Origin of the sequence: Paucibacter sp. TC2R-5, from assembly GCF_025717605.1 — a bacterium.
GTDB lineage: Bacteria > Pseudomonadota > Gammaproteobacteria > Burkholderiales > Burkholderiaceae_C > Paucibacter_A > Paucibacter_A albus.
In genome coordinates this window covers 246326-261782 of record NZ_JAJIRQ010000009.1, presented here as the reverse complement: position 1 = coordinate 261782, position 15457 = coordinate 246326, and the positions used below count along the sequence as shown (strand labels likewise).

General features: G+C 60.5%; 12 protein-coding genes and 3 pseudogenes. 11 read left to right on the top strand and 4 right to left on the bottom strand.

Annotation, left to right across the window (positions count from 1 at the left end; translation table 11 throughout):
- Positions 1–371: 371 nt before the first annotated feature.
- Entirely contained in the window at positions 372–776 is a 405-nt protein-coding gene (locus tag LNV08_RS20340; protein ID WP_263535557.1) for a TspO/MBR family protein, read from the top strand.
- A gap of 20 nt (positions 777–796) precedes the next feature.
- The gene (locus LNV08_RS20335; RefSeq protein ID WP_263535556.1) at positions 797–1195 is read left to right on the top strand and encodes a DUF2177 family protein; all 399 of its coding nucleotides are present in this window, start codon (positions 797–799) and stop codon (positions 1193–1195) included.
- A gap of 305 nt (positions 1196–1500) precedes the next feature.
- Here LNV08_RS20335 and LNV08_RS20330 read toward each other — a convergent pair whose 3' ends face one another.
- Entirely contained in the window at positions 1501–2160 is a 660-nt protein-coding gene (locus tag LNV08_RS20330; protein ID WP_263535555.1) for a CPBP family intramembrane glutamic endopeptidase, read from the bottom strand.
- A gap of 581 nt (positions 2161–2741) precedes the next feature.
- Here LNV08_RS20330 and LNV08_RS20325 point away from each other — a divergent pair.
- The gene (locus tag LNV08_RS20325; protein WP_263535554.1) at positions 2742–3575 is read left to right on the top strand and encodes a spondin domain-containing protein; all 834 of its coding nucleotides are present in this window, start codon (positions 2742–2744) and stop codon (positions 3573–3575) included.
- A 189-nt stretch (positions 3576–3764) separates the two neighbouring features.
- On the top strand, positions 3765–4364 hold the full coding sequence (locus LNV08_RS20320) for a VTT domain-containing protein (RefSeq protein WP_263535553.1): 600 nt from the start codon (positions 3765–3767) through the stop codon (positions 4362–4364).
- Between the two features lie 77 nt (positions 4365–4441).
- Here the strand turns inward: LNV08_RS20320 and LNV08_RS20315 are convergent.
- Positions 4442–4936, bottom strand: a pseudogene (locus LNV08_RS20315) (transposase); the annotation flags it as partial.
- Between the two features lie 763 nt (positions 4937–5699).
- Between LNV08_RS20315 and LNV08_RS20310 the strand changes: the two are divergent.
- Both LNV08_RS20310 and LNV08_RS20305 read left to right on the top strand, forming a co-directional pair.
- Positions 5700–6122 carry a VOC family protein gene (locus LNV08_RS20310; protein ID WP_263535552.1) on the top strand — a complete coding sequence of 141 codons (423 nt, stop codon included), beginning with the start codon at positions 5700–5702 and terminating at the stop codon, positions 6120–6122.
- Between the two features lies 1 nt (position 6123).
- Positions 6124–6705, top strand: coding sequence for a GNAT family N-acetyltransferase (locus LNV08_RS20305; protein ID WP_263535551.1), 582 nt, complete (start codon positions 6124–6126; stop codon positions 6703–6705).
- Here the strand turns inward: LNV08_RS20305 and LNV08_RS20300 are convergent.
- On the bottom strand, positions 6653–7498 hold the full coding sequence (locus tag LNV08_RS20300) for an alpha/beta fold hydrolase (RefSeq protein WP_263535550.1): 846 nt from the start codon (positions 7496–7498) through the stop codon (positions 6653–6655). The two genes, LNV08_RS20305 and LNV08_RS20300, sit on opposite strands and share 53 nt — an antisense overlap.
- A 454-nt stretch (positions 7499–7952) precedes the next feature.
- On the opposite strand from LNV08_RS20300, the gene LNV08_RS20295 reads away from it, so the two are divergent.
- From LNV08_RS20295 to LNV08_RS23220, 5 genes and pseudogenes are all read left to right on the top strand, one after another.
- Positions 7953–9359: a DUF1254 domain-containing protein gene (locus tag LNV08_RS20295; RefSeq protein ID WP_263535549.1), complete on the top strand. Its 1407-nt coding sequence runs from the start codon at positions 7953–7955 to the stop codon at positions 9357–9359.
- A 58-nt stretch (positions 9360–9417) separates the two neighbouring features.
- Positions 9418–10890: a DUF1214 domain-containing protein gene (locus tag LNV08_RS20290; RefSeq protein ID WP_263535548.1), complete on the top strand. Its 1473-nt coding sequence runs from the start codon at positions 9418–9420 to the stop codon at positions 10888–10890.
- 610 nt (positions 10891–11500) lie between these two features.
- Positions 11501–11689 (top strand): annotated as a pseudogene (locus LNV08_RS20285) (gamma-glutamyl-phosphate reductase); the annotation flags it as partial.
- 25 nt (positions 11690–11714) lie between these two features.
- A pseudogene (locus LNV08_RS23225) lies at positions 11715–11873 on the top strand (hypothetical protein); the annotation flags it as partial.
- 97 nt (positions 11874–11970) lie between these two features.
- Complete coding sequence (locus LNV08_RS23220; RefSeq protein WP_414858776.1) at positions 11971–12105, top strand: DUF2845 domain-containing protein; 135 nt, start codon at positions 11971–11973, stop codon at positions 12103–12105.
- Between the two features lie 80 nt (positions 12106–12185).
- Here LNV08_RS23220 and LNV08_RS20275 read toward each other — a convergent pair whose 3' ends face one another.
- Positions 12186–14945, bottom strand: coding sequence for a PEP-CTERM sorting domain-containing protein (locus LNV08_RS20275; protein ID WP_263535546.1), 2760 nt, complete (start codon positions 14943–14945; stop codon positions 12186–12188).
- Positions 14946–15457: the final 512 nt, after the last annotated feature.

Below are 15457 nucleotides of genomic sequence, written 5' to 3'. Positions count from 1 at the left end.
TTCGAAGCCGCCCATGCTCCGCTGCAAACCTGCGGCATTCGCTTCGACGTCTTGCAGGAGGAGAAACACAGCGACCGCCTGTGGATCACCGAGTACAAGCAGGCGCTGTCACTGCGCCGCGCTTCTATGTGCTTCATCGCACAGTTCTCGCCAAGCCCGGCGCGCAGACTCCACAACTCCTAACCCTCTGGTCCGGCATTAGGTCGCATCCTTTTGGCGCCCTGCGGTTTTTCTCTCCCGGGAGCTCCTGCCTTGCTGTTCGACAAGTTCTCATTCCACTCGCTCCGTTTCGCCAACCACACGGTCATAGCGCCATTGACGCCCAGCCGGGCTATGCCCCAATACACACCGAATGCACTGAAGGCCAACCGATGGACACGTACAACTGGTACTCACAACTGATCAAGCCGTCGTGGGCGCCTCCAAGCTGGCTCTTCGGGCCAGTGTGGACGGCCCTGTATGCAATCATCGCGGTGACCTATAGCACCGTGTTTTACAAAGCGTTTTCGGGCAAGGTCTCGTGGTGGGTGGCGCTGCCTTTTGCGCTGAATCTCATCTTCAATCTGGCTTTCACGCCAATTCAGTTCGGGCTCCAGAACAATTTGCTCGCAGCGCTGGATATTCTGCTGGTCGTAGGCACACTCATCTGGGCGCTTGTTGGCGTCTGGCGCGCATCGCCTGACTTGCGCTGGGTGGTCTATGCCAACATCCCCTATCTACTGTGGGGACTGTTTGCCACCGTCTTGCAAATCTCCATAACGGTTCTCAACGCCTGAAAAAATCGAAGACGTCCTCCATGTTCATCAAGCTATACGCCATCGCACTCCCCATTTTCTTTGCGATCGACATGGTCTGGCTGGGGTTTGTGGCCAAGAATTTCTATCGCAATCAGATTGGCTCTTTGATGAAAGGCGAGATCAACTGGGTGGCTGCACTGGTCTTCTATCTGTTGTTTGTGCTTGGACTCGTGATTTTCGTCATTGCCCCGTCCATCGAAAAGAGCTCTTGGATGCACGCACTCTTGTTTGGGGCGACCTTCGGACTGATAACCTACGCCACCTATGATCTGAGCAACCTCGCAACGCTCAAGGATTGGCCGCTTCTGGTGACGGTTGTGGATTTGGCATGGGGCGCTACGCTGGCTGCTTCGGTCTCGTCCGTCACCTACTTCATCGCACGCCGAGTTGGCGTTTGAACAGGTTACCCCGAAGCGTGCTGGTTTCCCCATCGGCAGGTCGATTGCAGGCATCATGATGAAGTTCAACGAACTTCCGCTTTGGGCACTGAATTGCCATGCAGTGGCGTTCCTCGAAATGTCCCCGCTTGCGCTAGACCGACAGTTCGAACAAGCGCCGCATAGTTGACGTTCGATTCCTCGACCGTTTTGGTCAACGGCGGCTTACTGGCGATGTTGCGGCCTTACATTTGAGCGATTCTGGTATTTATGCAAAAGGGCCGCTATCGAGTGGCCCTTCTTTTTTGCCTGCCTGCCTGCGCAGTTCAGGGTCTTAACGAGGCCGCCAATACCCCAACCGCATCGACAACGGTATGGGCAACTATGCAGATCAGCAGATTGCGGCGCCACAGATAGAGCAGGGTTAGCAGTCCACCGACCACGAAGACGCTGATCAGGTGGCTGGGCGCCCAACTCCCCAGATGCACGCCGGTGAACACCAGCAACGAGACCAAGGCGGCCCAGCCGCGGCTGCCCATCAAACTGGCCAGCCGTTCGATCGCATAGCCACGAAACAGCACTTCTTCGAGCATTCCAGCAGTTAGCACAATGATGACGCGCAAGGCTACCGGTTGCTGAAGGATGCGTGCAAGCCCGCCTGCGGAGCCTTCCCACCCCATCTGCTTGTAGACCCATTGAAGCAGGGGAAATGCCAGCATCATCAGCAGGCCGAAGGCCACACCCAAGCCGACACTCTTGAGGCTGAAGCCCTGCCATCCGATCGAGCTAAGCGGCAGGTTCTCGGCGGGCAACACCTTTAAAACCAGGACCGAAACGACCACCCACATCATCAGAGGGCCCATCCACGCGTTTTGCGTTCCCATCAAAGGCCGCAAAGCAAAAACCAGTACAGCTGGAAACAACAGGCTCAGGCTAAGGCCGATCCAGGTGGCATCGCGAGGGCTAGAGTGATGGAGTGTGCTCATGTGTCGAGGCTTGAAGAGTGATGCGTCAGTATCTTTGGGCACTGGCTGGCGTGCAGCAGTGTTGCGATGGATCGCCAGGCCGGTGCGCGAAGCGACTGCCCGGTGGCGCGAGGGGGTTCGACATCCTTGGGTTGCGAGTTTGTGTGGCAGAGGTCGGCGCTATGCTCAAGCGCCGCCGGCTGGCCTAACCCCCAAGAGAGGGGTACGAAGACCAAGAATGCAGAGCCGAGGCCGAGGCTTAGCTAACTGTTTGGGTCAACGGCAGCTTACTGGAGATGATGGGGGGGGCAAGCTCCCGGCTAGCTCCTGTCATTCGGATCCGCTGTGGGCACGCCTGCAGGGTGTCGGTATGCAGGCAAGCTCGTGAGCGCTAAGTAACTCACTACCCAATGGAGTGATTGAAGACTTTGACTCCTTAGCGTCGCTGAAACTCAGTCCGAAAGATTTCTTTTACAGCAAGCGTAAGGAAATCACGCTTCATCTCGACCCGAATGGGTACGCAAGCCGATGTCTTTGCCAAGCGTGCTGATCCAAGTCACCTTTTCACCATCCCTTACTCATTTCCCTATTTGGAGAACCCTATGCGAGCATCTATCAAAACCGGTTTGAGCATCGCGGAAGCCGCCGCAGCCCTGTTCGCCACCGCAGGTTTCGCAACCGTTGCCCAGGCCGCTATCGTTGATTTGACGGTGACCGTACACAACCTCGCCCCCGTGAACAGCGTCGTCGTGGCGCCGCTGAGCGTCGGTTTCGGCCAGGGTGTGTTTGACGGCTTCGACATCGGCAGCGCAGCAAATGCCTCCATCGTCAAGGCGGCGGAACTCGGAAGCGGCAATCTCTGGCGTGATGCATTCAGCGCCACGGACGCAGGCGCCGTGGTCGGTGTGGTGGGCGGTGCGCCGCTCGCTGCCGGTCTGTCGGCCACCCATACTTTCCGGGTCGACACTTCGCTGAACAGCTATTTCAGCTTTGTCGCCATGGTGGTGCCAAGCAATGACTTCTTCATCGGCAATGATTCCGCCACCGCCTTCAAACTGTTCGACGGCGCCGGCAATCTGCAGATCAGCAGCATTGGCCAGAAGGCCCGTGACATCTGGGACGCCGGCTCAGAGGAATTCAATGTGGCCAACGCCGCCTTCATCGTCGGCTCGAACGCTGTTGCCCGTGACGCTCAAAATTCAGTCGTCGCACGCAATTTCGGCGAGTTCGCCGCCTATAACGGCTTGACTACCGCCTACGGCTACACCTTCAACAGCGGCTTGAGTGGTGGCAGCGATGTCTACCGCATCGACTTCTCGGCCCAGCCTGTGCCTGAACCTCAGACCTTCGCCCTCATGTTGGCAGGCCTTGCGGCTATGGGTGCCTTGGTGCGCCGTCGCCGCAGCGCGGTCCAATTACACGCAAGTCAACCCTAAGCAAGGTTTGTAGCAACAAACAAGAGCAGCCGGCTGGATTCGGTTCGGCTGCTCTTGTCAATTTGCAATTCCAAACAATAGAAGCTTGCCTTGTGGTGTTCAGCCAGAACCTAACAAACAGCAAGTAGCCGAATCATTTCAAGAAAAGGCTCTAGAGGCGCAAGACGCCCCAAGTCGTTCAACCTCACCGTGCATACAGGCAACGCATCAACGCTGATTCACTCGCCGGGCCTGCGCATTTTGGCGCTCGCCCTTACGCTGTTGCTGCTCTGGAGTCTGCTTCGACTCACGGGCATGCAAGCCTTGTTCACGCCGGCCCGATTGCATGATGTCCTGCTCGGTCATCCGGCGTGGGCGGTGCTGGGGTTCACCTTCTTATTCATGGCCGGCAATTTGATGCAGGTGCCAGGGCTGCTTTTCCTGGCCGCGGCCGAGCTGGCACTTGGCCCCTTGTGGGGCGCCGCGCTGACCTATTTCGCGGCCTGCGTGGCCTGCGTCAGCACCTTCGCTGTAGCCAGAACGATTGGTGGCGACGCATTGCGAGCCTGGGACTCCGGTGCCGTCGGGCGGAGCTTGTTTGCGCAGCTTGATCGACGGCCAATACCTGCCATCTTGGGCCTCAGGCTGCTGTTTCAGACGGTCCCGGCCCTGAACTACGCGCTGGCTTTGTCGGGCGTTCGGTTTCGGCACTACTTTTGGGGCACCTTGCTGGGCCTGCCGCTGCCGATCCTGATTTACTGCGTCTTCTTCGAGCAATTGTCGGCTTGGCTACATTTGTCGATACGCTGAACTGAGGGCGTCAACGGGGCAGGACGTTCGACATCCTGGAACGATTTTCAAAGCCGCAGAGGTAACAAATTTTTTGCGCGGTGTAGGTAACGACGCCGCTGCTGCGACTCTGAAGAGTTCAGATAAGCAAACACAGCTTTCGGCCCGGCAAACGGGCGTTTCGCATAAACCACCCACTCGCACTTGCACAGCGGCGCCATCCACAGCAACAAGGCGTTAGCGTCCTTGAGCACGGCTTGCTGGTCGAAGAATTGCAACGCCCCGCTTCGATGCAAAAGCTACAGATCCTCAAGGAAGCGCCGCTTGAACAAACTTGAGAACACGCGCACCGGCAGGAAGAAGCTCGGGCGACACGCCATCCAGCGCTTGCCATCGGCAGACAGTCCGCTGCTCGGCGCGCTCCCGTGCACGCGCGGGCGCGGATGGTGAGTGAGCGCCGAACCCCAGGTGTGCAACAACATAGTGGCGCCAATGCGCGCGCTCAGGTGCTTGGGGCCAGCGGCGATGCGTTGAAGCACCTCTGCCGCCATGTCGAACAGTACGCCGGAACGCACGGCCTTGTTCTGATGCGCTTGTCGGCCACCTACGCCGCTTTGCCAAGGCAATTGACTGTAAATGAGGTCATTGCCGTTTTGCGGAGCGAGTTTTGCAGCTCAGCAATCAACAGGCGGTTAAGTGCGGCAAAATTAGCTGCGCGCTTCAGCGCACCGGCCGGCACGATTGCGATCGCCCGCAACCTGGTGCCGATGATTCTCTCGGAGCGACCATTCGCAGTCTCCACCAGAGCCCTCTGGCCATAGCCCGTTTCGGCCTACCAGGCCAATTCGCCCATGCCCGGCATGGGCACTGACCTGCACCTCAAGATGCTCGCCGCTGCTGCGGCACTCAGCGCGCGAAACCGCACTTGTTTGAGTACTTTTGCCAGGTGGAAAAAAGTTCTTGACTTCAAGTTAGCTTGAACTTTCATCATGGCCGCATGTTGAAGCAAATTTTCATACCCATGCGAGAACCACCTAGACCCCACGCGCTTCAATGTCACGCGACCGAAGGACTGATCGATCCCTTCCAGGCTTTGCCCCTTGGTTACCCTAAGCACCACAGGTGCCACTTGTTCATGACATGGTTTGGCATGCACTGCGTCGGCGCGGGGCCAAACCAAGAGACATGCAATGGCTTGACGACCAACAGGGCAACTAGTTCCAGGCCGAGGGGCTCCACGCACGAGCATTCCATCAAGTTGCTGCAATCTGGCGTGACCCCATCAAGTCGCTCACGGCGAAGTGAGCTGCTCTCAGACGGTGAATCGGGCGGTTTCATGAAAAGGAGTTGGCGAGTATGTTGACGTCTTTCAGCGTTCAAAGAATTGATCATCTTGTTTTGCGGGTCAGTGACCTGACCCGGTCCATCTCGTTTTATGAGTCGGTGTTGGGCTGTTCCATAGTCAAGCGTCGCGATGACCTTGGGTTGGTGCATCTTCGGGCCGGTACATCGATGATCGATCTGGTAAGCATCGACGGTGTACTAGGGCGCCGAGGAGGGGCCGGAGCAGGTTCTGAGGGCCGCAATCTAGATCATCTATGCCTAAGAGTTGAACCTTTTCAAGAACTACCCTTGCTTGCTCATCTTGCTGTTTACGGGATCAAGCCTCTTGGCCCAGCAGAAGAAAACTTTGGTGCCGAAGGCGATGGACTTTCACTCTATATCCATGACCCTGAAGGCAATCTAGTCGAGCTCAAAGGGCCTCCAACCACGAATTGACATGTTGCATATTCCGACTTTGCGCACTGAGCGCCTCTCCCTTATCCCGCTAGACCAAAGCTGTGAACCTGCCTACCAAGCCTTCTATACGGATGCCAAGGCCTCGGCCAACTACGGTGGACCCTTGAGTGCCGGAGCGGCCTGGGCACGCTTGGCCGCAGATCTAGGGACTTGGTACTTGCAAGGTTTTGGTGTTTGGGCTGTTCAGCAGAAGGTTGACCAACAAATCGTCGGGGTTTGTGGCTTCTGGCAGAGCAAAGGATGGCCACGTGAATTGACCTGGTGGCTGCTTCCGCAAGCCCGCGGTCAAGGGCTTGCGAAGGAAGCCTCGCTTGCAGTGATATCGCACGCCTACGAGGTGCTCGGCTGGCCGGCTGTTGAAACGTATATGAATGATTCCAACGCGAGCGCCCGCGCCTTGGTGCTGAGCCTTGATGGTGAATTCCAGCAGCGGTGGAGTTTCCCTGACGGACTGGAGCGTGATATTTTCCGCTTGCCGAATCCAGATCGAGCAGATCAAACGGCCGGCCCTAAATCCGCGTCGACCCTGGTGCCGCAGCGCGGCCTGCCCTTTCCGGCATGACGCTGCGGATGGCCTGAATCACGGCCTCCGGCGCGTCCAGCTGAAGGTAATGCCCGCCGCTGACACGCTCGACGCGCGCGCCTGGAAGGATCTGTTCAAAGTAGTCACGGGGTTCGTTGAAATCCAGCATTGGCGAGCTGGCCCGCAGCACCACCACCGGCTTGCCAAGCGGCGCTTGCAGGCTGAGTACCGCCCTTGCGGTCGCCTCAATGCCATCCACTTCACCGGGTGATCCACCGACGGCCGGCAGCCATAGCGACTTGGCCACCCAGCGCGAGGCCGACTGGAAGAAGGAGCTGGTTTGCAGCAGGCCCAGGATATTGGGATAGACCGAATCGATCAGCACCAAGGCGCTGACCTCGTCCGGATACTGACGCTCATACCACTGCATATAGAGCCCGCCTAGCGAGTGACCCACCAGCACATAGGGCGGTGGCAAACCCTTCTCACGCAGCAACTGGCGCAGCTCCGCAACCGCGTGGGCACCGTCTCTTGCGGCGCTGCGGCCCTCGCTTTTGCCATTTCCGGCACGGCTGTAAGCAAAGGCCTGATGGTCCTGAGCGATCACGGGGAACACCTTCGCCCATTTATGCACATCGCCGCCCAGGCCATGCTCAAACACCACCGTCGGCCCGTCGCGGCGCGTCAACACATACTCGACCTGGCGCTGCCCGACGCGCTCCACCGTCTTTTGCAGTGCTGTTGCCACTGCGCCGGCGTCGGCACGGGCCGGGGCCGGCGCACCGGCAAACAGAATGCTGCTGACAATGAAGGACAAGATGAGAGTGCGCATAACAAGAGTGCTTCGGTAGGCCCGGCGAGGCGATGTGTCGCACGATAGCCAAGTGCCCGATAAGGGGCCAGCGTTTTGCGATGAGCCGGCGAGTTGCGGGATCAGAAGCGCAGTAAAAAGTTCTCAGCCTCTCACGTTGATGCGGACGCCGCCGCAAAGAAGCTGTCCGGCACCGCAGTTGGCCAAAACAGTCGGCGAACCGAACGTCAGCTATGCGGCACTTGTTAAGAATGTCGGCCAAGCGCAGGCCCGGACATTTCGAAGGCACTGACTGCTTGGCAACTCCGTGCCCATTGCAGTCGCCCATCGCGCGAGATCGCCCGATGCTGGAAGGCTGAGTGCGCTGGCGCCGACCGTCTTGCTTTGATTGCAGCTCGTCCCAACCCCGTGGTACAAGCCCAAGCAGCGGGCGATTCGCACCGCTACTGAACCGCCAGTCAACAAGGAGACATCCATGTCACTCGTGCAGAGATGCGCCGCTGCAATCTTGACCAGCCTGCTGTTCGCGGTCGCCGCGACCGCCGCAGTCACGCCGGCGCGAACCGCTGAGCCAGCCCAAGACGAGGCGCTCGCCTACGCCACCGGGGTCCAAACATACATCAACGGCTTTCCGATGATGGACCTCTACCGAACGTTATGGGAAACGTCCTTCGACCCCAAGCGCGGCCACGACCGGACGGTGAACGAGTTCTTCGCATTCGATCGTCTGATCACGAGCAAGGATGATTGGGTTATCACCCCGAACAACGACACGATCTACTCGCGCGCCTTTCTCGACCTACGCAAGGAGCCGATCATCATCGCAATCCCGCCGACGACGCGCCAGTACTGGGTCCCGATCAGCGACTTGCGGCACGACTTCGATGCCAACCTGTCGTGGGACACCGTCGGCGCGCGCGGCGGCGCCTTCGCCTTATGCCCACCCGGATGGCAGGGCGTGCTGCCCGAGGGCGTGAAGCGGATCGACATGGGCACGCCGATCGGCTGGATGCTCCCCCGCTTCGCCGTGAACGGCGACGCCGATCTGCCGGGAGCGGTCGCGCTGCAGAAACAGGTTCGTCTCGTCCCGTTGAGCCAGTGGGGCGCGACCAACGTCGCGCGACCCAAGCCCGACCCGGCAGACTTCCCGCGCTTCACCCGGGCCGAACTGACCGACGCGAAGGCCTACTTCACGTCGCTGAACACGCTGCTACGGTTCTCGCCGCGCATTGGCAACCCAATGGACGAAGCGATGGTGGGCTGGCTGCGCGAGATCGGGATGGACCCGGCAGCCGGGTTCGACTGGGACAAACTCTCGCCTCAGGCGCGACGCGGCCTCGAGCGGGCCACGGCGGATGCGCACCGGATCATTGCGGAGCGCATGCCGCGCCTCGTGCCGATCGTCAACAACTGGCAACTCGCCCGTCTCGACAAGCGGATCAGCGGCGATCCCGTGTTCGCGGCTGGCGCTGCGATGCTCGGGCTGCTGTGGAACCCGAAAGAGATCAGCACCTACGATGTCGCCTTCTTCGACGGTAAAAGTGCGCCGCTCGACGGGCAAAACCGATACGTCATCAAGTTTTCCCCCCAACCGCCGGTCAACGCGTTCTGGTCGGTGACGATGTACTCGGCCGAGACGCAGATCTTTGTGCCCAATCCCATCAACCGCTACTCGGTCGGCGACCGCACCCAGGGCATGGTGTACGGCAAGGATGGGTCGCTTGAGGTCTTCCTTCAGGCTGAAGCGCCGACCGATCCGCGTGAGCGCGCGAACTGGCTCCCCGCGCCCAAGGGGCGCTTCTATCTCGTCACCCGACACTATTCGCCGAAAGCGGCGATCTTGACGGGCGACTGGACGCCACCGCCGGTGATTAAGCGCTAAGCCCGACAACATCAGAACAATCGCACCAAGCCCTTCCCAGCCCACCGAGATCAAGCCCATGAAACTGAAAAGCTCTCTTGCTACCGCCTGCGTCTGCGCGCTCGCCGCCTGGATGCCCGTCGCCAACGCCCAGTTGCACGGGCGCCAAGAAACCCGCTCCGGGGTGCTCGAGTTCGAAGCAAATGGCTACCCAACCGACCAAACCGTCAAACACGTTCAGGAGGAAATCGACTTCCAGCGCGCCGTGCAGGCCTACATCCACTTCGTGCCTGCGATCGGCATGATGCAGTGGCGCAACGGGCACTTCGGCCCGCTCGGCGGCAAGGCGGGCGATCTGATCGTTTACCGCACCACGGCGCAGAAAATGCCCATCATCACTGCGAACGACACGACGACCTACGTCATCACATTCGCGGAGTTGAGCGACACCGGCGGCCTGCTGATGTACGAGGTGCCGCCCGGGCCGACCGGCGGCGGGATCAACGACCTCTGGCAGCGGACTGTCTCGGATACCGGCATGGTCGGCCCGGATCGCGGCAAGGGCGGCAAGTTCCTGATCGTACTGGCGGGCACCAAGGTCCCTGAGAATCACGGCGCAGACTACGTGGTCACGTCCAAGACCAGCACGGTCTTTATCGGCACCCGCATCCTGACCCCGGACCCGGTCGAAGGCCAGCGCATCCTCAACGCGCACAAGATCCACGGCCTGGGCAAGGAGTCCACGATCCGGGTCTTTGAAGCGCCGAACAATAACTGGAAGGGTCACCAGCCCCGGGGGCTCGAGTACTGGAAAGTAGTTCATCAGGCGATCCAGCTCAATCCCATCGAAGAGCGCGACATGGCTGTCCTGCAGGGACTAAAGAACTTGGGGCTGGAGAAGGGCAAACCCTTCGCGCCGAGCGCCGTGCAGCAAAAGGTGCTCGAGAAAGCGGCGCTGGTGGGCGAAACCTGGGCGATGGGCAACAGCTTCGCCAAGCCCAATCCTGTCAAACACTGGTCGGACGATCCGAAGTCACAGTGGCAGTACATCCTCTTCATGCAAAGCCCGCTCGACCAGATGGCCAAGAGCCACATGGAGATCGACGCGCGCACCGCCTACACCTACGAGGCCATCACGGTCACCGAAGCCAGCACGCAAAACCTTGTCGATGCCGGCATCCAGTACCTTGCTGCCTACAAGGACGGCGCCGGAAAGTGGTTGGACGGCGGCAAGGCCTACGAGTTGGTCGTACCCAAGGACGTGCCGATGCTGAACTTCTGGTCGGTCGTGCTGTACGACAACGACACGCGCTGCATGATCGTGAACCCACAGGGCAAGACCGAGGTCAACAGTCGGCAGCCCCTCGTCAAGAGCGCCGACGGCTCCGTGCGCCTGGTCTTCTCTGCGAAGAAGCCTGCCGGCGTGCCCGAAGCCAACTGGGTCCAGACCAACCCGAAAAAGGGCTTCTTCGCCTACTTCCGCTGGTACTCACCGACCAAGGCCTTTTTCGACCGCTCGTGGAAGATGGGCAATATCGTCGAAGTTAAATAGAGGTCTGCGCGATGTCCAAAGATTTCGACCAGATGGAGGACAGCAGCAGCGCCAACCCGTCCACCCACGCAGTGTCAGACTCGGCGCCTGATACTGCGCGGCGGTATTGGTTCGATGGCGGACCACTGAACGGTTTCAAATCGATTCCGGCGAGTCTGTAGGACGCGGTGCTCGTCCCCGACGGCTAGGCGGCAGCGCCCTTCGCCGCCTGGGGTGAGCCAATCGGCGTGCCGGTGTCAGGGTGCCGATCCCCAGTGGCATCAATGGGCACCGAGTTGCTACGCGGGCCGTGACCTCGAAATGTCCGGGCCTGCTCCAGGCCAACAGTTCGAACAGGCGCCGCAAAGCTGACGTTCGGTTCGCCGACCGTTTTGGTCAACGTCGGCTTACGGGCGATGTTGCGGCCTCACGCTCCAGGTCAGCTGCTGTCATTCGGATGCGCAGTGGGTGGCGCCAGCACGGTGCCCGGAGCTGCCGTTCGAAGTTGTTGCCGGCAATGACAAAAAACAAGAATGGACCCGCATACACCTGCCCTTGCAAGCTGTCGGCAAACGGGAACGACAAAAGACCTGACCCTCAGTATTTTCGCTGGCGCGCCAACCACGCTTTAGCGATGTGCTTCCTGCACGAGGTTGATTCGGCCCGCGTGATGGTCAACACCAGCACCCGCTTTGCCGATGTATTCGAGTACGGCCTGGGTACGGAAATCGGTATCTAGACCGACAAGCTGCATGCGCGCGGCCTCGTCGGTTTGGAGGGTTTGACCTCGCTGAAATGGGTGGTGCTCGGTCAGGGCTAGGTGCGGGCTTGAGGGTATCGAGTCGATGGTTGAATCGATGACAAGCAAACCCCTAGTGGTCGCCGCCTGTTTGGCATTGAGCCTGTTTACTCACGCACCTTCGGCCTGGGCTTTTCGGCGCAACTCCTACGTCATCGACGCCGGCCTGCACAAGGCCGAGGTGCTGAAGAAATGCGGCCCGCCCAGCACGCGGGACGCGCGCCTGGAGCGGCGCATCATCCGGGTGCGCGAATACCAGCAAGCGACGACCATGCAAGCGGGCGGGCGCGATCGGCAACTCGGTGGAGGTCGAGCGCGAGATCCAGGTCAGCATCGAAGAAGGGGTCTACAACTTCGGACCCCAGCAGTTCATGCAATTGCTGATCTTTGAGGACGGCCGCCTGAAGTCCGTGCAGGATCTTGATTTCGGCAATTGAATAAGTCTGCCCCGGCAGCATCCTTGCTGCTGGGCGCAAACGGTGCCGCTGAGGCCATCGCTCGCGCCCGAGTGGCGGGATCAGCCTGCCTTTGATGCCAAGCGGCGACGCCTTACGACGCTGCCCAATGCGCCCAGCCCGGCAAGCCACAGCGCTAACGATGCCGGTTCCGGCACGGCAGCCACCGTCACCGAAATACTGCCATTGGTGTAGAGCTGGCTGAAGTCCAACTGCGTGCCCGCCGCGAGCTTGAAGCCTGAGGCGTCAATGTCGGCAAATGTACCGGTCAGTGTGCCCCAATCCAGCAGGTCGAAGCTCTGGCCTTTTTGCGCCACAAAGCCGTTCCAGGACGTCAGCTTGAGCGTACCGTTCAGGCTCAGATTGCCCGCGACGATGTATTTGTCGAAGCTGTTGTTCTTGAAGGCTTCATCGCTGCCGCAGCGCAAGGTGCAGGCGCTGATACCGCCGATCTCGGCCAGGTAGCTGCTGCTTTCACCGAACTCGACATCGCCTTCGTCGGTACCCAGGCCGGGCGAAGCGCCGACTGTCAAGGTGCCTTCGAAACGCTTTGAACCTGCGCCTGTGAATTTGGAGCCGGTGCGTTGCTGCACGTCGCCGAAGAAGGTCACAACCGAGCCGGTCGAGACACGCAGTTCGGCGCCGCTTTGCACATCGACGTTGCCGTAGAAGGTGGCATTGCTGCTGCCGGAGACGATGGTCTTGCTGCCCGCGCTAGCCAGCAGATTGGCGTAGATCGAAGTGGGCGAGGCGGCGCCGCCGCTCAGCTGGATCTGGCCCTTGTTGGTGAGCAGGCCGCCGCGCAGCGTGCCGTAGCCGCTGAGCGTTCCCGTTACTTCGTTGCTCAGCGCGAAGCCGTTGTTGTCCAAGGTACCGCCGGCCAGCTGAATCTTGCCGGCGTTGCTGGCCAGACCTTGCAGGATCAGTAGCTTGGCGCCGCTGACGACGCTCAGCAGGCCGCTATTGGGGCTGACGATGCGGCCGGCCAAGGTCAAAGTGCCGCCCTGCGCTTCGATCACGGCGATGGGGTCGATATTGGAGATGTCGTTGTTGATGCGGCCCAGGCCCTGGATCAGGCCGTGGTTGCCGATCTGCGCGCCGGCCAGGGTGGCGCTGTTGGCGCCAAGCAAGATCTGACCCTTGTTGACAAAGCTTTGGTCGATGCGGGTCTGGCCCTTGTCCACCACCAGGCTGCCAAAGTTGACGAAGCCCGAGGCGATGCTGCCGTTGCCGCTGATGGTGCCCAGGCTGGTGTTGAGCAGCACGCCGCTGCCGACCACGGCTCCGCCGTTCAGATTGAGCTGACCGGCGTTGTCCAGCTGGGCGTTTTCGCCGAGTTCCAGTTGCCGCCCGGCCAAGAGGTTCCAGCCGCCGCGGTTCTCGTTGGCGCCGGTGTTGTTGAGGACCAGATCACCGCCGCTCTGCATCAGCAGGCCGCTGTTGACGAAGCCGCCCGTGCCGGCTATGCGGCCATGGCCGTTCAGCTCGGTGACGTTGAACAGCAGGCCGGCGCCGCTCAAGTTGCCGCCGGCCAATTGCAGGCTGCCGACATTGCTCAGGCGCGTGCTGGTGCTGAGCGTGCTGCCTTGGCCCACCGTGACCTGGCCAGACAGCGTGGCGTTGCCGACTTGCAACTGGCCGCCGGCCAGGTTCAGCACGCTGCTGTCGCTCTGCGTCAGCATGCCGTCGACGCGCAGGCTCATGGAGCTAGTCAGGGTGGTGTTGCGGGCCAGCAGGCTGGCGTCGGCAAAGCTCGCGTCGCCGCTGAAGTGCAATTGGCCGCCGGTCCAGACGAAGCTGCCGGCCTTGCTGGAATCGGCGCTATTGACCAGATTCAGCGTGCCGCCGGTCTGGGTGATGACGCCGCCGGCTTCGATGATGAGCTTGCCGGCGCTCAAGGTCCCGCCGTCCAGCGTATAGCTGCCCGCCTTGCCTACCCGTAGCCGGCCCGCCACCTGGTGGGTGGTGTTGCCCGATTGGGTAAAGCTGCTGCTGCCGCCGCCAACGCCGATATCGACATAGCCGCCGCTGTTGAGGCTGGCCGCGCCGTCGTTGCTATTGAGGATGTAGCTGCCCTTGCCCCGGCTGTCGAGCTGATAGCCCAGCACCAGCCCGCCGAGGGTGGCGCTACCGCCGCTCTGGGTGAAGCTGCCGGTGCCGAACACGCCGATCGTCACCTGATCGCGGACGCTGAAGCTGCCACCCTTGAGCGTCACGGTACCGCTGGTACTCGGATCGTTGTAGCCCGCGCGGAATTGGCCCAGCACCGTCGTTGCACCGGCGCTTTGATTGAAGGCACCGGTGGTGCCGGTGTTCCAGCCGATGTCCACATCACCCGCCACAGCGGCCGTGCCGACGTTGAGTGCGCCACCACTTAGGTTGTAGACGCCCGAGCCCACGCCCTGGTAGCCAACGTAGAGCCGGCCGGTCGTGTTCGACCCACCGGACTGGTTGTAGGTCGAGGTCTGCGCCTGGGTGCTGCCGATGGTCTCGGTCACGGCGATCATCGCGCTGCCGGTGAGGCTCTGATTGATGGTCGAGCCGTAGTCCAGATTCAGCAAATTCAGGCCAGCGCCCGTCATCACCGAGGCAAATGTCGCTGTCCTGCTGCTTGCGCCCGAGCTGCCGACGACAGCATCATCGCCATTGACCGGCCCAAGGCCACCCGCCCATGAGCTGGTGGCGCTCCACAAGCCGCCGCTGGCGCCGGTGAAGGTGCGGGTGGTGGCCTGGGCCGAGCCGATGGCGCAGGCCGCCAGGGCCAGGCCAATGGCCACATGCAGCGGCAGGCGACGGAAGTTTGCTAAGGCAGAGCGATTCATAGGGGCTGGTCCTGTTGAGTGTTTACTTACTGAAAGTAGACAAAATCTTCTCACTCTCTATCTAGTTTTCCTGCGACGTAATGCGACAAAATGCGACAGCACTGTCTTAATCAAATCAACTCATTCACAAGCGCCCGTTTGGCGAATTGGACGGATTCAAAGTTTTGGCTTGCCAGCCGGAGGCCTAATGTGAATTTTCAAATCCTCCTAGCAAGTACCTGCTCGCCAAAGGTCGCGGGCCAGCGCCACCCAGGCGTGCGTCGCAATATGCAACGGGTTATGGCTGAGTAGTGGGCAACGACCATGATTTACACCCATGTGTTGAAGCTTGGTGGTGGCGCGGTCAAGAGCCGAATCGACTCGATGCGCTTTGATTGAAGGCTCCTCGCCGTCCTGAAAGCGGATGCCGACCAATGACCGCTTACCGACGAAACTTAGGTCTCAAGACTGACAGCCCGACGACTGCATTGGGCACTGTGTTGCCAGGCCGTCAGGGCCCTCGCAATGTCCCG